The 18920-nt window shown below is 61.4% G+C and carries 21 protein-coding genes and 1 pseudogene; 4 read left to right on the forward strand and 18 right to left on the reverse strand.

The features are described from left to right. Positions 1–7: 7 nt before the first annotated feature. The 7 genes from AC3WKX_RS00235 to exbB all read right to left on the reverse strand — a co-directional run bounded on the left by AC3WKX_RS00235 (position 8) and on the right by exbB (position 5082). Positions 8–928 carry a hydrogen peroxide-inducible genes activator gene (locus AC3WKX_RS00235; protein WP_003213305.1) on the reverse strand — a complete coding sequence of 307 codons (921 nt, stop codon included), beginning with the start codon at positions 926–928 and terminating at the stop codon, positions 8–10. Positions 929–1042: 114 nt separating this feature from the next. Further along, positions 1043–1573: an iron transporter gene (locus AC3WKX_RS00240; RefSeq protein WP_003213303.1), complete on the reverse strand. Its 531-nt coding sequence runs from the start codon at positions 1571–1573 to the stop codon at positions 1043–1045. 19 nt (positions 1574–1592) lie between these two features. Then, a complete protein-coding gene (locus AC3WKX_RS00245; RefSeq protein ID WP_008439439.1) occupies positions 1593–2411 on the reverse strand; it encodes an FTR1 family iron permease in 819 nt (272 codons plus the stop codon). 3 nt (positions 2412–2414) lie between these two features. Continuing rightward, positions 2415–2750 (reverse strand): cupredoxin domain-containing protein, encoded by a 336-nt coding sequence (locus AC3WKX_RS00250; RefSeq protein ID WP_003213299.1) that lies wholly within the window; start codon positions 2748–2750, stop codon positions 2415–2417. A gap of 167 nt (positions 2751–2917) precedes the next feature. Further along, complete coding sequence (locus AC3WKX_RS00255; RefSeq protein WP_003213297.1) at positions 2918–3667, reverse strand: TonB family protein; 750 nt, start codon at positions 3665–3667, stop codon at positions 2918–2920. Continuing rightward, entirely contained in the window at positions 3664–4089 is a 426-nt protein-coding gene (exbD, locus tag AC3WKX_RS00260; RefSeq protein ID WP_003213296.1) for a TonB system transport protein ExbD, read from the reverse strand. The genes AC3WKX_RS00255 and exbD overlap by 4 nt, the downstream gene beginning before the upstream one ends. A 6-nt stretch (positions 4090–4095) precedes the next feature. Next, positions 4096–5082, reverse strand: coding sequence for a tonB-system energizer ExbB (gene exbB / locus AC3WKX_RS00265; protein WP_102604061.1), 987 nt, complete (start codon positions 5080–5082; stop codon positions 4096–4098). A 188-nt stretch (positions 5083–5270) separates the two neighbouring features. On the opposite strand from exbB, the gene AC3WKX_RS00270 reads away from it, so the two are divergent. After that, positions 5271–6122, forward strand: a complete 852-nt coding sequence (locus tag AC3WKX_RS00270; protein WP_102604062.1) for an SDR family oxidoreductase — start codon at positions 5271–5273, stop codon at positions 6120–6122. Between the two features lie 43 nt (positions 6123–6165). On the opposite strand, the gene AC3WKX_RS00275 is transcribed toward AC3WKX_RS00270, so the two are convergent. From AC3WKX_RS00275 to AC3WKX_RS00300, 6 genes are all read right to left on the reverse strand, one after another. Continuing rightward, positions 6166–6909 (reverse strand): hypothetical protein, encoded by a 744-nt coding sequence (locus tag AC3WKX_RS00275; protein WP_003213290.1) that lies wholly within the window; start codon positions 6907–6909, stop codon positions 6166–6168. Between the two features lie 63 nt (positions 6910–6972). Continuing rightward, the gene (locus tag AC3WKX_RS00280; protein WP_003213288.1) at positions 6973–7353 is read right to left on the reverse strand and encodes a RidA family protein; all 381 of its coding nucleotides are present in this window, start codon (positions 7351–7353) and stop codon (positions 6973–6975) included. A gap of 24 nt (positions 7354–7377) precedes the next feature. After that, entirely contained in the window at positions 7378–9483 is a 2106-nt protein-coding gene (spoT, locus tag AC3WKX_RS00285; RefSeq protein WP_008439435.1) for a bifunctional GTP diphosphokinase/guanosine-3',5'-bis pyrophosphate 3'-pyrophosphohydrolase, read from the reverse strand. 60 nt (positions 9484–9543) lie between these two features. Further along, complete coding sequence (gene rpoZ, locus AC3WKX_RS00290; protein WP_003176920.1) at positions 9544–9807, reverse strand: DNA-directed RNA polymerase subunit omega; 264 nt, start codon at positions 9805–9807, stop codon at positions 9544–9546. 167 nt (positions 9808–9974) lie between these two features. Then, positions 9975–10595 (reverse strand): guanylate kinase, encoded by a 621-nt coding sequence (gene gmk / locus AC3WKX_RS00295; protein WP_003213284.1) that lies wholly within the window; start codon positions 10593–10595, stop codon positions 9975–9977. Between the two features lie 11 nt (positions 10596–10606). Beyond that, entirely contained in the window at positions 10607–11470 is an 864-nt protein-coding gene (locus AC3WKX_RS00300) for a YicC/YloC family endoribonuclease (protein ID WP_102604063.1), read from the reverse strand. 217 nt (positions 11471–11687) lie between these two features. On the opposite strand from AC3WKX_RS00300, the gene rph reads away from it, so the two are divergent. Beyond that, positions 11688–12410 (forward strand): ribonuclease PH, encoded by a 723-nt coding sequence (gene rph, locus AC3WKX_RS00305; protein ID WP_003213280.1) that lies wholly within the window; start codon positions 11688–11690, stop codon positions 12408–12410. A 22-nt stretch (positions 12411–12432) separates the two neighbouring features. Then, positions 12433–12801, forward strand: coding sequence for a DUF4870 domain-containing protein (locus AC3WKX_RS00310; protein WP_003213278.1), 369 nt, complete (start codon positions 12433–12435; stop codon positions 12799–12801). 58 nt (positions 12802–12859) lie between these two features. Here AC3WKX_RS00310 and crc read toward each other — a convergent pair whose 3' ends face one another. Beyond that, entirely contained in the window at positions 12860–13639 is a 780-nt protein-coding gene (gene crc / locus AC3WKX_RS00315; RefSeq protein WP_003176915.1) for a catabolite repression control protein Crc, read from the reverse strand. An 82-nt stretch (positions 13640–13721) separates the two neighbouring features. Between crc and pyrE the strand changes: the two genes are divergently transcribed. Further along, the gene (gene pyrE, locus AC3WKX_RS00320; protein ID WP_003213276.1) at positions 13722–14366 is read left to right on the forward strand and encodes an orotate phosphoribosyltransferase; all 645 of its coding nucleotides are present in this window, start codon (positions 13722–13724) and stop codon (positions 14364–14366) included. A 168-nt stretch (positions 14367–14534) separates the two neighbouring features. On the opposite strand, the gene argB is transcribed toward pyrE, so the two are convergent. The 4 genes and pseudogenes from argB to coaBC all read right to left on the reverse strand — a co-directional run bounded on the left by argB (position 14535) and on the right by coaBC (position 18803). Continuing rightward, complete coding sequence (gene argB, locus AC3WKX_RS00325; RefSeq protein WP_003213275.1) at positions 14535–15440, reverse strand: acetylglutamate kinase; 906 nt, start codon at positions 15438–15440, stop codon at positions 14535–14537. Between the two features lie 19 nt (positions 15441–15459). Further along, a pseudogene (locus tag AC3WKX_RS00330) lies at positions 15460–16881 on the reverse strand (phosphomannomutase/phosphoglucomutase); the annotation flags it as partial. Positions 16882–17133: 252 nt separating this feature from the next. Further along, complete coding sequence (dut, locus tag AC3WKX_RS00335; protein ID WP_003213270.1) at positions 17134–17589, reverse strand: dUTP diphosphatase; 456 nt, start codon at positions 17587–17589, stop codon at positions 17134–17136. Positions 17590–17594: 5 nt separating this feature from the next. After that, a complete protein-coding gene (gene coaBC, locus AC3WKX_RS00340) occupies positions 17595–18803 on the reverse strand; it encodes a bifunctional phosphopantothenoylcysteine decarboxylase/phosphopantothenate--cysteine ligase CoaBC (RefSeq protein ID WP_008439425.1) in 1209 nt (402 codons plus the stop codon). Positions 18804–18920 lie beyond the last annotated feature (117 nt).

The raw sequence follows: 18920 nt of genomic DNA on the forward strand, positions 1-18920 counted from the left end.
CCGTTAATTAGCTCGCAGCAGGCGGCTTGGCCACCGAACACAGGCGGATCGAGTCGGCGAGGATTTCAATCGCTTTCGGACGCGGGAAGCTCGCACGCCAGGCAATCGCCACGGTGCGGAACGGTACCGGCGGCGTCAGTGGGCGCACGGCGATCACGCCGGGGGCGTAGTGATGGCTGTCGACCGCCGACAGCGGCAGGATCGAGATACCCAGTCCGGAGGCGACCATATGGCGAATGGTTTCCAGGGAGCTGGACTCCACGGTGGTGTGCTTGGCGCCGTCGTTGCCCTTGGTCAGGGTCGGGCAGGCTTCCAGCACCTGGTCGCGGAAGCAATGGCCTTCGCCCAGCAACAGCAGGCTCTTGTCGTTGAGCAGGCCCGCGTCGATGGTGTCTTTCTGCGTCCATGGGTGGGACGCCGGCATCAGCACGTAGAACGGCTCATCGTAGAGCGGCAGCGTCAGCACATCCGCCTCGTTGAACGGCAGGGCGATGATGATCGCGTCCAGCTCGCCGTTGCGCAGTTTGTCGCGCAGCACGTGGGTGAAGTTTTCTTCGATATACAGCGGCATCTGCGGCGCGACGCGGTGCAGTTGCGGAATCAAGTGCGGGAACAGGTACGGGCCGACGGTGTAGATGGCGCCGACTTTCAGCGGGGCGGTCAGTTGGTTCTTGCCGGCCTGGGCCAGCTCGCGAATGCTCTGGGCCTGTTCCAGAACCTTCTGGGCCTGGGCGACGATGCCTTCGCCGACGGGCGTCAGGCGCACGGCGCTTTTGCTGCGCTCGAAAATCAGCACACCGAGTTCGTCTTCAAGCTTCTTCACACCCACCGACAGCGTCGGCTGGCTGACGTGGCAACGCTCGGCCGCGTGGCCGAAGTGCTGCTCTTGGGCGAGGGTAACGATGTAGCGTAATTCTGTAAGAGTCATAGCGGGCGTCCATGAGGTTGCGGGCCAAGCATACCGGCTGCAATCGATAGACGCACGTTATCAGACAGCGTAGGGGCCGCGACACCGGTTAATCGGGTATCGCCGCCCCGTATTTCACTTTTGCGGGTACTTGAAGGTGAAGGTTTCGGTGAAGGGAGCCCACCATTCAGGCACGCCGGTTTCCTTGTCTACATGGTGGAAGAAGCCCTTGATCTGTGGGCTTTCATAGCGCAGCACCACGGTGTAGGTGCCGGGGCCGTCCATTTTCACGTTGTTGGCGTAGTGGGCGCCGTCTTTGGCCACCATCGGCAACAGCGTGCCGATTTCCTTGTAGTCGGGCGAGCCCTGCTTGACCAACGAGTAGCTGATGGTCAGGTAGGGCACCCACTCACCGTTGGACAGGCCGTATTTGTTGTCGGCGGTGGCGTGCACATCGGTCTCAAGGTGTACCGAGTCCTTGCTCATCACCATGCCTGGCGGCATGGGCGCCATTTCGATGCCCACCAGGTACGAGGAGGCGATCTCCATGTCATTGATCTGCACCGGTCCGCCAATCGGGTATTCGCGGGCTTGGGCGAGGGCGGAAGCGGCCACGGCGCTGACGAGCAGCAGTGCGGCGGCGAAGGGGTTGCGCAGGTGTTTCATGGTGGGGCTCCTGGGGCGGTTAATGTGATTGTGTCGGGCGTGAATGCAGTAAACGGTTACCCAGCACCAGGAGCGAGAGGGTGACGAGCCACGCCACCAATTGAACGCCCAGGGGGCGGTCGGTGTAGCCCACCAGCGCGGTCAACGCGCGGCCGGTGAGGCTGCCATCGGAGACCAGCCAGGAGGTGTCCCAGAGCTGGTAGCCCCAGGCGGGAATCAGGTCGATACCGGCGAGGATCGCGGCGGCCCGGCCAGCCATGCCGGCGGCAAGCAAGGCGATCATCCAGCCGGTAATCGAGAACAGGCGCTTGAGGCTGATGGCGACCAGGCCGCGGTACATCAGCCAGGACAGCGCGGCGCCGGCGACGATGCCGAGCACGCCGCCGGCCAGCATCGACAGTGGGTCTGTCTGGCTGGAGGCGGCGATGCCATAGAGGAACAGCACGATTTCCGAGCCTTCGCGCAGCACGGCCACGGTGATGACCACGGCCAGGGCCCAGAGTGATTTTTCACCCTTGAGTACTGAATTGCCGGCGCTGCGCAGTTGGGTCGCCAGCTCGCGACCATGACTGGCCATCCACAGGTTGTGCCAGCCCAGCATGACCACGGCGACCACCAGGATGGCCGCGTTGAAAATTTCCTGGCCGAAGCCTTGCAGCGCCTGGGTGATTGCGCCGGTAAACAGCGCCAAGATGCCGGCACCGAGCACGCCGGCTGCGATTCCGCCGCCAATGAACAGCCCACGTCTTGCCAGGCCCTGGGTGGCGGCCATCACGATGCCCACCACAATCCCGGCTTCCAGCACTTCTCGAAACACGATCAACAGACAGGCCAGCATGGCTTACTCCTTGGCCGCGACGGCGGTGACCGTGCCTTTGGCCTGGTCGGGGTGGTAGTCATCGAAGAAGGTGTAGGTGCCGGGATGCAGCGGGCCGGCAAACACCGTGATGGTGTTGCCGGGGACGATGATTTTTTCGAATTTCATGTCGTAGCTTTCGAACTCGTCGACGCTTTCGTCGTGGCTGGTGAGCTGGATGCGAAAGCGCTCACCGGCCGGCACCTCGAACGTCGAGGGGCTGAAGGTGTGGTTCTGAATGACCAGGGTGACTAGCTGATCCGCCTGTGCAGCGACGGGTAAAGCCAGTAGGAGGAGAGCCAGCCGGGCAAGGTTGGGCATGCCGAATGTCCGCTAATGAGAACTATTCGCGGATAATTAGCGTTGTCTTTAAGTGTTACAAGTGAAGATCGAGTTAGGTGCCGACTCGTTCAAGCCTGGTTCAGGTTGCGGTGATGCGCGGGGAGGGAACAGCAGCCGTGGGCACCCGAGAGTGCCCACGGTGGGGGTTAGCGGCGACGTTTTTCGATGTTGTAAACGAACGGTGCAACGATCTCGATGCTTCCGCCTTTCAGCATGTCGGCCGGTGGCTTGGGCAGCGGCTGGGCACGACGGATCATGTCGAGGGTGGCGCGGTCCAGGTCGGCGTTGCCGGAGCGGCCCACCAGTTCGTAGGACAGCACGTTGCCATCGGCATCCACCACGAAACGCAGGCGGTTCAGGCCTTCCTTGCCACGCGCCTGGGCGCCCGGCGGGTACTTCTTGTACTTCTGCAGGTGGCCCAGCAGGGTACTTTCCCAGGTGGCCTTGGCCGCGATCTGCTGCGGTGAAGGGCCCGGTTGTGGCTGGGCGGATTTTTCCGTAGGCGCGTTGTTCTGCGGAGTTTCGCTCGGCGGCTCTTCGGAAGGTTTTTCCTTGGGCGGATCGGGCTTTTTCTCCACAGGCTTGGGCGGCTGTGGTTTTGGCTTGGGCTTGACCGGCTTTGGCACCTGGATCGTCGGCTTAGGTGCCTCGGCCAGTTTTGGCAATGGCAGCTCTTCGACTGGCGCAGGCGGCTGTGGCGGCGTGATCACCTTCGGCGGGGCCGGAGGTGGTGGCGCCGGCATCGGTGCCAGGTCGATGACCATGGCGGCCGGAGGCAGCTGGACCATATGTGGCGCCGACCACTGGAGCGCGATGATGATCGCGACGGCGTGGACGCCCAGCACGACGGCGAGGCTGGTGCCATAACGCGTCAGTTTGTGGCGCGTCGTGATCATTTCTTGGCTGCCGTCTCAAGTCCGACCAGGCCTACCTTGAGGTAGCCGGCTGCCCGCAGGGCATCCATCACGCTCATCAGGTCGCCGTAGTCCACGCCCTTGTCGGCCTGGAAGAAGATGGTCGTGTCTTTCTTGCCCTGGGTCTTGGCGTCGAGCACCGCGCCCAGGGTGTCGGATTTGACTTCTTCTTCGCCCAGGAACAGACGCTGGTCCGCCTTCACGCTGAGGAATATCGGTTTCTCCGGCCGCGGCGCAGGTTTCGCGCTGGAAGCGGGCAGGTCGACCTTGATATCCACGGTGGCCAACGGTGCTGCCACCATGAAGATGATCAGCAGCACCAGCATCACGTCGATAAACGGCGTGACGTTGATTTCGTGGTTTTCGACGAGCTCGTCGTCGCCTTGATTCAAATGCAGGCCCATGGCCGATTACCCCACTTTCACCATGTGCGGTTGCGAGCTGCGCTCGGTAGGCAGGTGATCGAGGTCACGGCTGACCAGCAACAGGACTTCTGCCGAAGCGTCCGACACCTGCGCCTTGTAGCCGGCGATCGAACGGGCGAAGACGTTGTAGATCACCACCGCAGGAATCGCGGCAACCAGGCCCAGTGCGGTTGCCAGCAGGGCTTCGGCGATGCCGGGCGCCACGACGGCGAGGTTGGTGGTCTGGGTTTTGGCAATGCCGATGAAGCTGTTCATGATGCCCCATACGGTACCGAACAGGCCGACGAAGGGCGCGGTGGAACCGATGGTGGCCAGCACGCCGGTGCCGTTGCTCATGTTGCGACCGCAGGCGGCAACCAGGCGCTCAAGACGGAAACTGACGCGTTCCTTGATGCCTTCTTTTTCACGGGTGTTGGCAGACAGGCGCATCTCTTCGAGTGCGTCGTGAACCAGCAGGTGCGCCAGGGTGCCCTTCTTCGCCGCGCTTTCGCTGGCTTCTTTCAGGGTGGTGGCTTTTTTCAGGTGGACGATTTCAGTGCGCAGGCGACGCTTGGCGCCCAGCAGTTCGAAGCCCTTGGCGATCCAGATGGTCCAGGTGATGATCGAAGCGATGGCCAGGCCGATCATCACGATCTTCACGATGATGTCAGCGTTCTGGTACATGCCCCACGGCGACAGGTCGTGGGCCATGCCCAGGCTGTTGTCTTCTTCCAGCACGACGCCGGAATCGTCAGCCGGTGCGCCTTCGGCGGCCAGGGCCGGGTCGGTCGCGGCCGGTGCAGCGGCTGGCGCAGGAGCGTTTTGCTCTGTAGCTGGCGCGCTCGCTGCAGGCGGGGCGGCCGGCGCGGTGTTGTCGGCGAACGCGGCGGTCGGTGCCAGCAGGACGCTGAACAGCACTGCAGCAATCGCACGCAAGGCGCGGGATGGGCTGTGAGGCTTGGTTGGCGAAGCGGGGGATGTATTGCGTGTCATGCTGGCCGGACCTGAGAGAAAAAATGAGTGAGCGTCCTTCCAGACCGTAACGGGTCGAGGACAAATGGGCGGTTATTATTGCAAGTAATTCTTGTTAACAGAAGTAATACAGTTACTTTATTTGTCGTTTTGCTGGCCGCTGGTCATCTGCGGGGGCTAACCTTGACCTTTAAGAACGGAGTTTTGTGATGTCTGCGCCTTCTGTGGTGATTGCCGGTTGCGGCGATGTCGGTAGCCGTCTGGCCACCCAATTGCTGGCCCAGGGCTGGGAGGTTCATGGCCTGCGGCGGGATATTTCGCGCCTTCCCAAGGGCGTTATCGGGATTGCCGGCGACCTGTTCAATGAAGACTGCCCCGATACCTGGCCGGTGGGCGGGGTGGATTACCTGGTGTATTGCGCGGCCGCCACCGATCACGACGAGGCGGGTTATCGTGCGGCATACGTGCAAGGGTTGCGGCATGTGCTGGAGTGGCTGAACGACTACGGCCAGGAGCCCAGGCACCTGCTGTTTGTGTCCAGCAGCAGTGTGTATGGGCAGCAGAACGGTGAGTGGGTCGACGAAAGCTCCGAGACCAAGGCAGGCGGTTATTCCGGCCAAGTCATGCTGGAAGCCGAGCAAGTGGCGTTGAATAGCGGCATTCCCGCGAGCGTGGTGCGCCTCACCGGTATCTATGGCCCGGGCCGGGAATGGCTGCTGAGCCAAGTGCGCCAGGGCTATCGCGTGGCGATTGATCCGCCTTTATATGGCAACCGGATTCACGCGGATGACGCGGCGGGTTTGCTGGCGTTTTTGCTGCAGCACGTGGAGCAGGGCGGTGTGCTGGATAAGTGCTACATCGGCGTTGACGATGCTCCGGCCCCGCTGGCCGAGGTGGTTGCCTGGTTGCGCGAGTACCTTGGCGTGACCGAATGGGCCGAGAACGCCAGCGTGCGACGCGCCGGTAGCAAGCAGTGCAGCAACGCCCGGGCCAAGGCGTTGGGCTGGGTGCCGCGTTATCCGAGTTATCGCGAAGGGTATGCGGCGATCCTGGAGGGTTGATCGCGGCGTGAAGAAAAAGGAGCCTGAGGGCTCCTTTTTTGCGTCACTGTTTTTCCAGCAACCACTGTCGTGGCCCGGGGGTAAACGAGGGTACCTCGTCGGCCTGGGCGGTGTTGATCGCCTGGAAGATCTCCAGTTGCTTGCCCTTGCGCGCAAAGATCCACGGGTTGCCCTGGCCGTTCAACTGTAGCCAGATACTGTCGTAGCCGCCGCTCATGGAGGCGCAATCGCCCGCCAGGCACAGCGAGTACTGATCGGCGCCGGGCAAGCCGGTCACCTGGCCATTGGCCTGGAACTGTACGGTGGCGCCTTCGCCAGTGCCGCTGCTGATTTTCCAGGTGCCGCCCATGTAGGCGGCGTACAGGGTGCGTTCGAAGTTGGCACCCAGTGGCGCGCCTTCGGGGGCTGGATCCTTGGCACGGGCGAACAGTTGCTCGGGCTCGTTATCATTGGCCCCTTGCAGCAGCAGCTTGCCTTTACGCTTGAGTTCAGTGGCGGAGCTGCCGTAGAAATCGACACTCCAGGCGCCGGATTTTTCACCCAGCAATTTGCCTTCAGCTACTTCAAAACCGTTGTAGTAGCGGGCCTGGGACGCTTTGGTGTTCACCTCCCATTCGAGGTTCGGACCATAGCTCTGCAGGGCTTCACGCAAAGGGCCGCCCTTGGCTGCCGCGTCGATGGCGGCCTGGTTGATCCAGGTGCCGCTCACATCCAGGTCGGCGGGATTGCTGGCGCAGCCGCCGAGCAACAGGGCGAGCAACGAAGAGGCAACGAGCGCTTTGCGCATTACGAAATCCTTCCAAGAACCAATTCGGCGCAGCCTTCCCGTGGAAGCGCTGCGCCGGATGTTTTACTCGATGACCAGAATGGCGTCCATCTCAACCTGCGCGCCCTTTGGCAGGGCGGCAACGCCGATGGCGGCGCGGGCAGGGTACGGCTGTTCGAAGTATTTGCCCATGATCTCGTTGACCTTGGCGAAGTGGCTCAGGTCGGTGAGGAAGATGTTCAGTTTGACGATGTCCTTGAACGAACCGCCCGCAGCTTCGGCAACCGACTTCAGGTTTTCGAAGACCTGGATGGTCTGGGCTTCAAAGCCTTCAACCAGCTCCATGGTTTTTGGGTCCAGTGGAATCTGGCCGGACATGTAGACGGTATTGCCCGCCTTGATCGCCTGGGAATAAGTACCGATTGCTGCTGGTGCCTTGTCGCTGGTGATAACAGTCTTGGTCATGAATGACTCCTTGTAATGGATGGGCTAGGCGCGCATGCGGGTGATGCGGATGACCCCGGTCAGGGCGCGCAGTTTCTTGATCACGCGGGCCAGGTGCACGCGGTCGTGCACGCTGACCACCAGTTGGACCACGCTGATGCGGCCATCGCGTTCGTCCATGCTGATTTTCTCGATATTGCCGTCGGCCGCGTTCACGCTGCTGGCCAGCAGGGCAATCAGGCCGCGCTGGTGTTCCAGCTCGACCCGCAGCTCGACGTTGAATTCGCCAGTGACATCCTTTGCCCACGAAAGCTGGATGCATTTCTCGGGGTTGTGGCGGATTTCACTGATGTTGCGGCAGTTGTCCAGGTGCACCACCATGCCTTTGCCCGCAGACAAATGGCCGACAATCGGGTCGCCAGGGATCGGCGTGCAGCACTTGGCGTAGCTGAGCACCAGGCCTTCGGTGCCGCGAATCGCCAGCGGGCCTTCGGGGCTTGGCAACTGTTCGCCTTCGCCCAGCAGGCGGCGCGCGACCACATAGGCCATGCGGTTGCCCAGGCCGATGTCTTCCAGCAAGTCCTCGATCAGTTCCTGGCGGTACTCGTGCAACATCGCCTGCACGCGTTCGGCCGGGATCTTGTCCAGTGAGCTGTCGAAGCCGTTGAGCACCTTGTTCAGCAGGCGTTCGCCCAGGCTGATGGACTCGGAACGGCGTTGCAGTTTCAGGGCGTGACGGATGTGGGTGCGAGCCTTGCCGGTGACCACAAAGTTGAGCCAGGCCGGGTTCGGGCGCGCGCCCGGTGCGCTGACGATCTCCACCGTGGAACCGCTTTGCAGCGGTTCCGACAGCGGGGCCAGTCGACGATTGATCCGACAGGCTATGCAGCTGTTACCCACATCGGTGTGCACCGCGTAGGCAAAGTCGACCGCCGTGGAGCCTTTGGGCAGCTCCATGATCCGGCCTTTGGGCGTGAACACGTAGACCTCGTCCGGGAACAGGTCGATCTTCACGCTTTCGATAAATTCCAGGGAGTTGCCGGCACGTTGCTGCATTTCCAGCACGCCCTTGACCCACTGGCGGGCGCGGGCATGGGTGCCTTTTGGCTGCTCGTCGCCGGTGGATTTGTACAGCCAATGGGCGGCGATGCCGTTGTTGGCCATCTCTTCCATTTCGCGGGTGCGGATCTGGATCTCGATCGGCACCCCGTGCATACCGAACAGCGTGGTATGCAGCGACTGATAGCCGTTGGCCTTGGGAATCGCGATGTAATCCTTGAAGCGTCCCGGCAGGGGCTTGTACAAATTATGTACAGCACCCAGCACGCGGTAGCAGGTATCGACCTTGTCGACGATGATCCGGAACGCGTACACGTCCATGATCTCGTTGAAGGCCCGGCGCTTGCCGCGCATCTTCTTGTAGATGCCGTAGATGTGTTTCTGCCGGCCGCTGACCTCGCCCTCGATCTCATCGATCGCCAGGCAATGGCTCAGGGATTCTTCGATCTTGTTGACGATTTCCTTGCGATTGCCCCGGGCGCGTTTCACTGCCTGGTAGATGCGCGCGGAACGCATCGGGTGCATGGCCTTGAAGCCGAGGTCTTCGAACTCGATACGAATGGCGTGCATGCCCAGCCGGTTGGCGATGGGCGCGTAGATTTCCAGGGTTTCCTTGGCGATGCGCCGGCGTTTTTCACCGGACAGCACTTCCAGCGTGCGCATGTTGTGCAGCCGGTCGGCCAGCTTGACCAGGATCACCCGGATGTCCCGGGCCATGGCCATGGCCATCTTCTGGAAGTTTTCCGCCTGGGCTTCGGCCTTGGTCTCGAAGTTCATCTGGGTCAGTTTGCTGACCCCGTCGACCAGTTCGGCCACGGTTTCGCCAAATTGCGCACTGAGCGCTTCCTTGGCAATGCCGGTGTCTTCGATCACGTCATGCAGCATCGCGGCCATCAGGCTCTGATGGTCCATGTGCATGTCGGCAAGAATATTGGCCACGGCAAGAGGATGCGTGACATACGCCTCGCCACTGCGGCGGCGTTGGCCGTCGTGGGCTTGTTCGGCGTAGAAATACGCTCGGCGGACCAGGTTGACCTGGTCTGGGCCGAGGTAGGTCGATAAGCGATCGGCGAGGGCGTCTATGCTCGGCAAAGTATTAACTCCTGCCGTTGGCTGTGACCCCGCGCCGTGCTACGTCGACCAGGCATAGGCTTAGACGGCCTCGTTGGACTCGTCCTCGAACGCTGCAAACAGCGGTTCGTCTTCAACGATTTCGGCGTTGGCGATGAACTCGTAGCTCATCAGGCCTTCAGCGATTTCACGCAGGGCTACAACGGTAGGCTTGTCGTTTTCCCACTGGACCAGGGGCTCTTTGCCGCCAGTGGCCAGTTGACGGGCACGCTTGGTAGAGAGCATGACCAGCTCAAAGCGGTTATCCACGTGTTCTAGGCAGTCTTCAACGGTTACGCGGGCCATGGTATTCCTCGGAGCGAATGCAATATGCGCGCTGCCCGGTTGGGCGAGCGGACTGAACAGTTTAAAAAATCACCAGCGTTTAGGGAAGCGCTGATTTTTCGCAGGCCATCGCAAACGCGCTACAAGTGCCAATGTAAAGCCCCTGCAGCGGTTTTGGGAAGAGCCAATCAGCCGAGCAGTTCGGCCAATAATTTGCCGAAACGCTGCTGCTGACGCTTTTGCTGGAGCTGATTGGCGCGGAAAATCGCTTTCAGATCGTCCAGCGCGTGAGCGAAATCGTCGTTGATGATCAGGTAGTCGTAGTCGACGTAGTGGCTCATTTCACTGACGGCTTCACGCATGCGACCTTCGATGATCTCGTCGCTGTCCTGGCCACGATTGGTCAGGCGCTGGTGCAATGCTTCCAGCGAAGGCGGCAGGATGAAGATCGAGCGGGCTTTGGGCATCAACTGGCGCACTTGCTCGGCGCCCTGCCAGTCGATTTCCAGGATCAGGTCGTGGCCTTCGTCCAGGGTCTGCTGCAGGTGGCTTTGCGAGGTGCCGTAGAGGTTGCCGAAGACCTCGGCGCGCTCCAGGAAATCACCGTGCTCGATCATCTTGACGAACTCGGTGCGCTCGACGAAGTGGTAGTGCACGCCGTTCACTTCACCCGGGCGCATGGCGCGGGTGGTGTGGGATACCGAGATGCGGATCTGCTCGTCAGCGTCGGTCAGGGCCTTGACCAGGCTGCTTTTGCCCGCGCCCGATGGGGCAGAAATGATGTAAAGGGTGCCGGTGCTGTGGGTCATGTCAGGGTGCCTTACTCGATATTCTGTACTTGTTCGCGCATTTGCTCGATCAACACTTTGAGGTTGACCGCAGCCTGGGTGCTGCGCGGATCAAAGGCTTTGGAGCCCAGTGTATTGGCTTCGCGGTTGAGTTCCTGCATCAGGAAGTCCAGGCGCCGACCGGCGGCACCGGCAGACTTGAGCACGCGGCGCACTTCCAGGATGTGGGTGCTCAGGCGGTCGAGTTCTTCGGCCACGTCGCTTTTTTGCGCCAGCAGGACCATCTCTTGCTCCAGGCGCACCGGATCCAGTTCGGCCTGCATGTCGGCGAAGCGGTCCAGGACCTTCTGGCGCTGGGTGGCAAGCATCTGCGGCACCAGTTCGCGCAGGGTCACCACGTCTTCTTCAATGGAGGTCAGGCGGTCGCTGATCAGGCGGGCCAGTTCGGCCCCTTCACGCTCGCGGCCGGCCTTGAGTTCTTTCAAGCCTTGGTTGAACAGGGTCAGCGCCTCGGCGTTCAACGCCTGTGGGTCAGTGGCATCGGCCACCAGCACGCCGGGCCAGGCCAGGACTTCCAGCGGGTTGATGGCGGCAGGCTGCTTGATCAGGCCGGCGATGGTTTCGGCGGCGGCGACCAATTGGGCGGCGCGCTCGCGATCCACCTGCAACGGCTTGCCGGTGGTTTCCTCGGTAAAGCGCAGGGTGCATTCCAGCTTGCCGCGGGAGATGCCCTGGCGCAGTGCCTCACGAACCGCGCCTTCGAGGTCGCGAAACGATTCCGGCAGGCGCAGGTGCGGCTCCAGGTAGCGGCTGTTGACCGAGCGCAATTCCCAGCTCAGGGTGCCTTGGACGCCGGCTTTTTCGACGCGGGCGAAGGCGGTCATGCTGTGCACCATGGAGGTACCTCGCGATGCAGTCCCGCAAACAGGCGGGCTGATGGGTAGATTGAAGCCGACAGGCTGCGAAGGCGCAGGATTGTAGCTCAAGGGGACGGGTGGCCCCAAACAGTGGCTTCGGTGCCCGGGTTTGTAACAGGATTTTTTAGCCGTGCCGATCAGGGCTGGCGGCTCTATAATGCTCGGCAGTTTTTCGTCCTCCGTACAGGTATCCCCTATGAAACGTCCAAGTGGTCGCGCTGCCGATCAGCTCCGCTCGATCCGCATCACCCGCAACTACACCAAACACGCCGAGGGATCTGTACTGGTCGAGTTTGGCGATACCAAGGTTATCTGCACCGTCAGCGTCGAAAACGGCGTGCCGCGTTTCCTCAAGGGCCAGGGCCAGGGTTGGTTGACCGCCGAATACGGCATGCTGCCGCGCGCCACCGGCGAGCGTAACCAGCGTGAAGCCAGCCGTGGCAAGCAAGGCGGCCGCACCCTGGAAATCCAGCGCCTGATCGGTCGCTCCCTGCGTGCAGCCCTGGACATGTCCAAGCTGGGCGACGTGACCCTGTACGTCGACTGCGACGTGATCCAGGCCGACGGTGGTACCCGTACTGCCTCCATCACCGGCGCCATGGTTGCCCTGGTCGACGCGCTCAAAGTCATCAAGAAACGTGGCGGCCTGAAAGGCGGCGATCCGCTCAAGCAGATGATCGCGGCTGTATCGGTCGGCATGTATCAGGGCGAGCCAGTGCTGGATCTGGACTATCTTGAAGATTCGGCTGCCGAGACCGACCTGAACGTGGTGATGACCAGCACCGGTGGTTTCATCGAAGTGCAGGGCACCGCCGAAGGCGCGCCATTCCAGCCGGCGGACCTGAATGCCATGCTGGCATTGGCCCAGAAAGGCATGACCGAGATCTTCGAACTGCAGAACGCCGCCCTGGCCGACTGATTCAACCCCAAGGAGCTACGCCATGAGTGACAGCCAACTTCCACTGCCGACACCGTCCAAGGAAGTTCGCCAGTGGGCGATGCTCTGTCATTTTGCGGCGTTCTTCGGGCTGATGTTCCCGTTCGGCAGCCTGCTGGGGCCCTTGATTCTCTGGCAGGTGAAGAAGGATGCAGACCCGTTCATTGATGACCAGGGCAAGGAAGCGCTGAATTTCCAGATCACCGTGGGCATTGCCTGGGCGGTCTGCTTCCTGCTGGGTTTTATCGTGATCGGCTTCGTGTTGATGACCGTGCTGGTGATCGGCGCGGTGGTGATGACGATCATTGCGGGCATCAAGGCCAACAAGGGCGTGGCTTATCGTTATCCGTGGACATTGCGGTTGATCAAATAACCACCGCCCACAAAAAAACCGACAGTGATGTCGGTTTTTTTGTGCCTGGAAAAAGACCTTAGATGGTCAAGGTCCAGTCGTAGTCCACGATCAGCGGCGCGTGCTGCGAGAAGCGCGGCTGGCGTGGCAGACGTGCGCTGCGCACGAAGCGACGCAAGCCTGGCGTCAGCAGCTGGTAGTCAAAACGCCAGCCGAGGTTGAGCATCTCGGCCTGTTCGTTATCCGGCCACCAGCTGTACTGGTCGCCTTCGCGGCTGACTTCCCGCAGGGCATCCACATAGCCCATGTTGCCGACAATCTCGTCCATCCAGGCCCGTTCCGGCGCCAGGAAGCCCGGGGATTGCTGGCTGTCGCGCCAGTTCTTGATATCCAGCTTCTGTTGCGCCACGTACAGCGAGCCACAGTAAATGTACTCGCGACGTTTGCGCCGCTGTTTATCCAGATAACGGGCGAAGTCGTCCATTAGCTTGAACTTCTGGTTCAAGTCTTCATCGCCATTCTGCCCTGATGGAAGCAGCAAGGTCGCAATGCTGACCTTATCGAAATCGGCTTGCAGGTAGCGCCCGTAGCGGTCGGCTGTCTCGAAGCCGAGGCCGCTGATGACCGCCTTGGGTTGCAACCGCGAATACAAAGCCACGCCGCCTTGGGCGGGAACTTCGGCATCACAGGCATAAAGGAAGTAGCCATCCAGTTGGAAGGCTGGGTCGTCCAGTTCAAAGGCGGAGGCGCGGGTGTCCTGCAGGCAGATGACGTCGGCATTCTGGGCTTGCAGCCAACTGAGCAAACCACGCTCGACTGCAGCCTGAATACCATTGACGTTCACACTGATGATCCGCATAAATGGCCCCAAAAATCGCGTGCGTGTATGATACACGCCGTCTACCTAATTAGCTAAATCCGTGGTATCTGAGGCTTTTTTCATGCAGGCGTATCAACGCGATTTTATTCGTTTTGCCATCGATCGCGGCGTATTGCGCTTCGGTGAGTTCACTTTGAAGTCCGGGCGCACCAGCCCTTACTTCTTCAATGCCGGCCTTTTCAACTCGGGTTCTGCCCTGGCGCAGCTGGGTCGTTTCTATGCGGCCGCCATCGTTGAAAGCGGCATTTCCTTCGACGTGCTGTTCGGCCCTGCCTACAAAGGCATCCCCCTGGCGGCCGCGACCGCCGTGGCGTTGGCTGAACATCACGAGCTGGATCTGCCTTGGTGCTTCAACCGCAAGGAAGCCAAGGCCCACGGCGAAGGCGGCAGCCTGGTGGGTGCGCCGCTCAAGGGCGACGTGCTGATCATCGACGACGTGATCACTGCCGGTACGGCGATTCGCGAAGTGATGCAGATCATCGCTTCCCAGGACGGCGCCAAGGCGGCCGGCGTGTTGATCGCGCTGAACCGCCAGGAGCGCGGCAACGGTGAATTGTCGGCGATCCAGGAAGTGGAACGTGATTTCGCGATTCCAGTGGTGAGCATCGTGTCCCTGAACCAGGTGTTGCAGTTCCTGGAAGATGATCCGCAGCTCAAGCAGCATTTGCCGGCGGTCAAGGCTTATCGCGAGCAGTTCGGCGTTTAGAAGATCCATGTGGGAGCGGGCTTGCTCGCGAATACGGCTTGTCAGTTGATATATGTGTCGACTGACCCGCCGCTTTCGCGAGCAAGCCCGCTCCCACATTTTTAGACCGAGTACATAGAAAAGGCCCCGTTCAATCGAATTGAACGGGGCCTTTTTGTTTACCAGCGCTTAGGGGCGCTTGCGGTTGCTGATCAGGGTACCCACACCGGTATCGGTGAAGATTTCCAGCAGGATCGCATTCGGCACCCGGCCATCCAGGATCAACGAGCTGCCAACGCCGCCTTGCACTGCTTCCAGCGCGCAGCGGATCTTCGGCAGCATGCCGCCGTAGATGGTGCCGTCGGCGATCAGGTCGTCCACTTGCTGGGTCGTCAGGCCGGTCAAGACCTTGCCTTCCTTGTCCATCAAGCCGGCGATGTTGGTGAGCAGCATCAGCTTCTCGGCCTTCAGCGCCTCGGCCACCTTGCCGGCCACGAGGTCGGCGTTGATGTTGTAGGACTCACCGTTGGCACCGACACCGATCGGCGCGATCACCGGAATGAAATCGCCTTTCACCAGCAGGTTCAGCAGGTCGGTGTTGATGCCGATCACTTCGCCCACCTGGCCGATGTCGATGATTTCCGGCTGGGTCATCTCCGGGGTCTTGCGGGTCACGGTGAGCTTCTTCGCCCGGATCAGTTCGGCGTCCTTGCCGGTCAGGCCGATGGCGCTGCCGCCATGGCGGTTGATCAGGTTGACGATGTCTTTGTTCACCTGGCCGCCCAGGACCATCTCTACCACGTCCATGGTCTGGGCGTCGGTCACACGCATGCCGTCGATGAAGTGACTCTCGATGGACAGGCGCTTGAGCAGGTCACCGATTTGCGGGCCGCCACCGTGTACCACCACCGGGTTGATCCCGACGGCTTTCATCAACACGATGTCGCGGGCAAAGCCGGTTTTCAGCTCGTCGCTTTCCATGGCATTGCCGCCGTACTTGATCACCAGCGTCTTGCCGACGTAGCGTCGAATGTAAGGCAGCGCTTCGGAAAGGACCTTGGCAGTATTGGCGGCGGCTTCGCGTTCGAGGGTCATTCAGGGCTCCGGTAAAAAATCAGAACGGTAATTGGAGATCAGGGGCAACACGTTTCAACTGGGCGTGGAACACGTCCTTGATGCGCTGCAACTCAGCCTCGGTATCCGCCTCGAAACGCAGCACCAGCACCGGTGTGGTGTTGGATGCGCGAACCAGGCCCCAGCCTTTGGCGTAATCGACTCGCACACCATCAATGCTGGTCAGGTCGGCGCCTTCGCCCCATTGCGCATCGTGCAGTGCGTCAATGATGCTGAATTTGCTCTCCTCGGTCACATGGATATTGATCTCTGGCGTAGAAATATCATTCGGGAAGGTCTGGAACAGCTCCTGCGCGGTCGATTTTTCCTTGCTGAGGATCTCCAGCAGACGAGCGGCGCTGTAAATGCCGTCGTCAAAGCCGAACCAGCGCTCCTTGAAGAACACATGGCCGCTCATTTCGCCGGCCAACAGCGCGCCGGTTTCTTTCATTTTCTTTTTGATCAACGAGTGGCCAGTCTTCCACATTAGCGGGCGACCGCCGTATTCCTTGATCAGCGGTGTGAGGCGGCGGGTGCACTTCACGTCGAAGATAATTTCGGCACCTGGGTTGCGCGCAACCACGTCACGGGCAAACAGCATCAGCAGGCGGTCCGCAAACACGTTTTCGCCGGTGTCCGTCACCACGCCAACGCGGTCGCCGTCACCGTCGAAGGCCAGGCCGACGTCAGCCCCGGTCTCCTTGACCTTGGCGATCAGGTCCACCAGGTTCTCGGGCTTGCCTGGATCCGGGTGATGGTTCGGGAAGTTGCCGTCTACGTCACAGAACAGTGGGATCACTTCGCAGTTCAGGGCTTCGAGCAGTTGCGGGGCGATCACGCCGGCCGCGCCATTGCCGCAGTCCACCACCACTTTGAGGCGGCGCGCGAGTTTGACGTCGCCGGTGATTTGGTCAGAGTAGCGCTGCAGGATGTCGACTTTGGTGACGCTGCCTTCGCCGCTGGTCAGGTCGTTGGTCTTCAGGCGGGTGTGCAGGGCCTGGATCTGTTCGTTGGCGAGGGTATCGCCAGCGATGACGATCTTGAAGCCGTTGTAGTCCGACGGGTTATGGCTGCCGGTGAGCATCACGCCCGACTTGCCGGCCAGTACGTTGGCTGCGTAGTACAGCGCAGGCGTCGGCACCAGGCCCACGTCGCTGACGTGGCAACCGCTGTCGGCCAGACCCTGGATCAGTTGCTCGACCAGCTCGGGACCGGACAGGCGGCCATCACGGCCTACGGAAACGTTGGGCTCGCCCTGTGCCAGGCTCTGGGAGCCAATGGCGCGGCCGATCCAGTAGGCGGTCTCGGCGGTCAGGGTCTTGGGGACCACGCCACGAATGTCATAGGCGCGGAAAATGCTGTCGGGAAATGTCGGGGCGACTCGGGCTGGGTTGCTCATTGCGGGGGGGAACTCCATCGATAAGGGGCTGGGCTGGCCTCAAGGGTGCTGACCGGCAGGCTCAAACTGAAGGGTAAGACGGCGTTTTTGGCATAGAGTTCGTGGTGCAAAAGTGCCATCGGCGCCGAAGCTCCGCCCTTTTGCCCCCTTAATGCCCTGATTTCACTGGGGAAACCTTGCTGGTAAGTTCCGCGCATTCTTCATCCTGAAAGGCCATGCGTTGGCATCAGGCCGGGTGAGGCACCCGGCTTGTTCGGCTAAGTCAATTCAGCTTAGTCAGTGGCTGCCGGAATGCCCGAAGCCACCTGCGCCGCGTTGTGTTTCGTCGAACTCTTCGACCAGCTCGAAGTGCGCCTGCACCACCGGTACCAGCACGAGTTGGGCAATGCGCTCGCCGACGGCGATATTGAACGCGGTCTGGCCACGGTTCCAGCAGGAAACCATCAACTCGCCCTGGTAGTCCGAGTCGATCAGCCCCACCAGGTTGCCGAGGACGATGCCGTGTTTGTGGCCCAGGCCGGAGCGCGGCAGGATCAGCGCCGCCAGGCCCGGGTCGCCCACGTAGATCGACAGGCCTGTCGGAATCAGAATGGTCTGGCCTGGTTCAAGCACGGTGTCCTGCTTGAGCATGGCACGCAGGTCGAGGCCGGCGGAGCCTGGTGTGGCGTAGGCCGGCAGCGGGAATTCGTTGCCGATGCGGGGGTCGAGGATCTTGGCTTGCAAAGCGTGCATGGAAATTAAACCTGGTTCAGCCGTTGGGCGATAAAAGAGATCAGTTGGCGGGCAATCTTGCCCTTGCTGGTCTGGGCGAAAACGGTAGCGTGCAACTCGCGGTCGATCACGCTGATGGCATTTTCCTCACTGTTGAAGCCGATGCTCGGGTTGGCGACATCGTTGGCGACAATCAGGTCGAGGTTTTTGTCTTTCAATTTGCGTGCGGCATAGTCCAGCAAATGCTCGGTTTCGGCGGCAAAACCGACGCTGAACGGGCGGTCCTCACGGGTGGCGATGGTCGCCAGGATGTCCGGGTTACGGACCATTTGCAGGAGCAGGCCGTCGCCGCTTGTAGGGTCTTTCTTGAGTTTCTGCGGCGCAACCACCTCGGGGCGGTAGTCCGCTACCGCAGCCGAAGCGATGAACAGGTCGCAGGGAATCGCCGCTTCACAGGCCGCCAGCATGTCGCGGGCGCTGACTACGTCGATTCGGGTGACGCGATCCGGGGTCGGCAGATGCACCGGGCCGGTGATCAGCGTCACACGGGCGCCTGCCTCGACCGCCGCTTCCGCCAGGGCAAAGCCCATTTTTCCTGAGCTATGGTTGGTGATGTAGCGCACCGGGTCGATGTTTTCCTGGGTCGGGCCGGCGGTGATCAGCACGTGCTTGCCGGTCAGGGCCAGGTGCTGGAAGCAGTCGGCGGCGCAGTGGGCCAGGTCGGTGGCTTCGAGCATGCGGCCCATGCCCACGTCGCCGCAGGCCTGGCTGCCGGAGGCCGGGCCGAAAACCTTGAGGCCGCGGCTTTGCAGGAGTTGGGTGTTGGCCTGGGTGGCCGGGTCGCGCCACATGGCCTGGTTCATGGCCGGGGCGATCGCGACGGTGGCGTCGGTGGCCAGTACCAGGGTGGTCAGCAGGTCGTCGGCAATGCCTTGGGCCAGGCGGGCGATCAGGTCGGCGGTGGCCGGGGCGATCAGCACCAGGTCGGCCCACTTGGCCAGCTCGATGTGGCCCATGGCGGCTTCGGCCGCAGGGTCCAGCAGGTCGAGGTGAACCGGGTGGCCGGACAAGGCCTGCATGGTCAACGGGGTGATGAATTCACTGCCGCCACGGGTCATGACCACGCGCACTTCGGCGCCTTGGTCGAGAAGCCTGCGAACCAGCTCTGCGCTCTTGTAGGCGGCAATGCCGCCGCCGACGCCGAGAACGATGCGTTTCCGATACAGACGCTGCATTGGCTTGCCTTTCCAGTTCAGTGATGGCGTTGCGATGCCCCCTCCCCAGGTGAAATCGCACGCAAAAAGATGGCCTAAGATACCACAGCGTCCGCCATGCAACAGCGGCGCACATGC

It is taken from the genome of Pseudomonas sp. GP01-A4 (assembly GCF_058780865.1).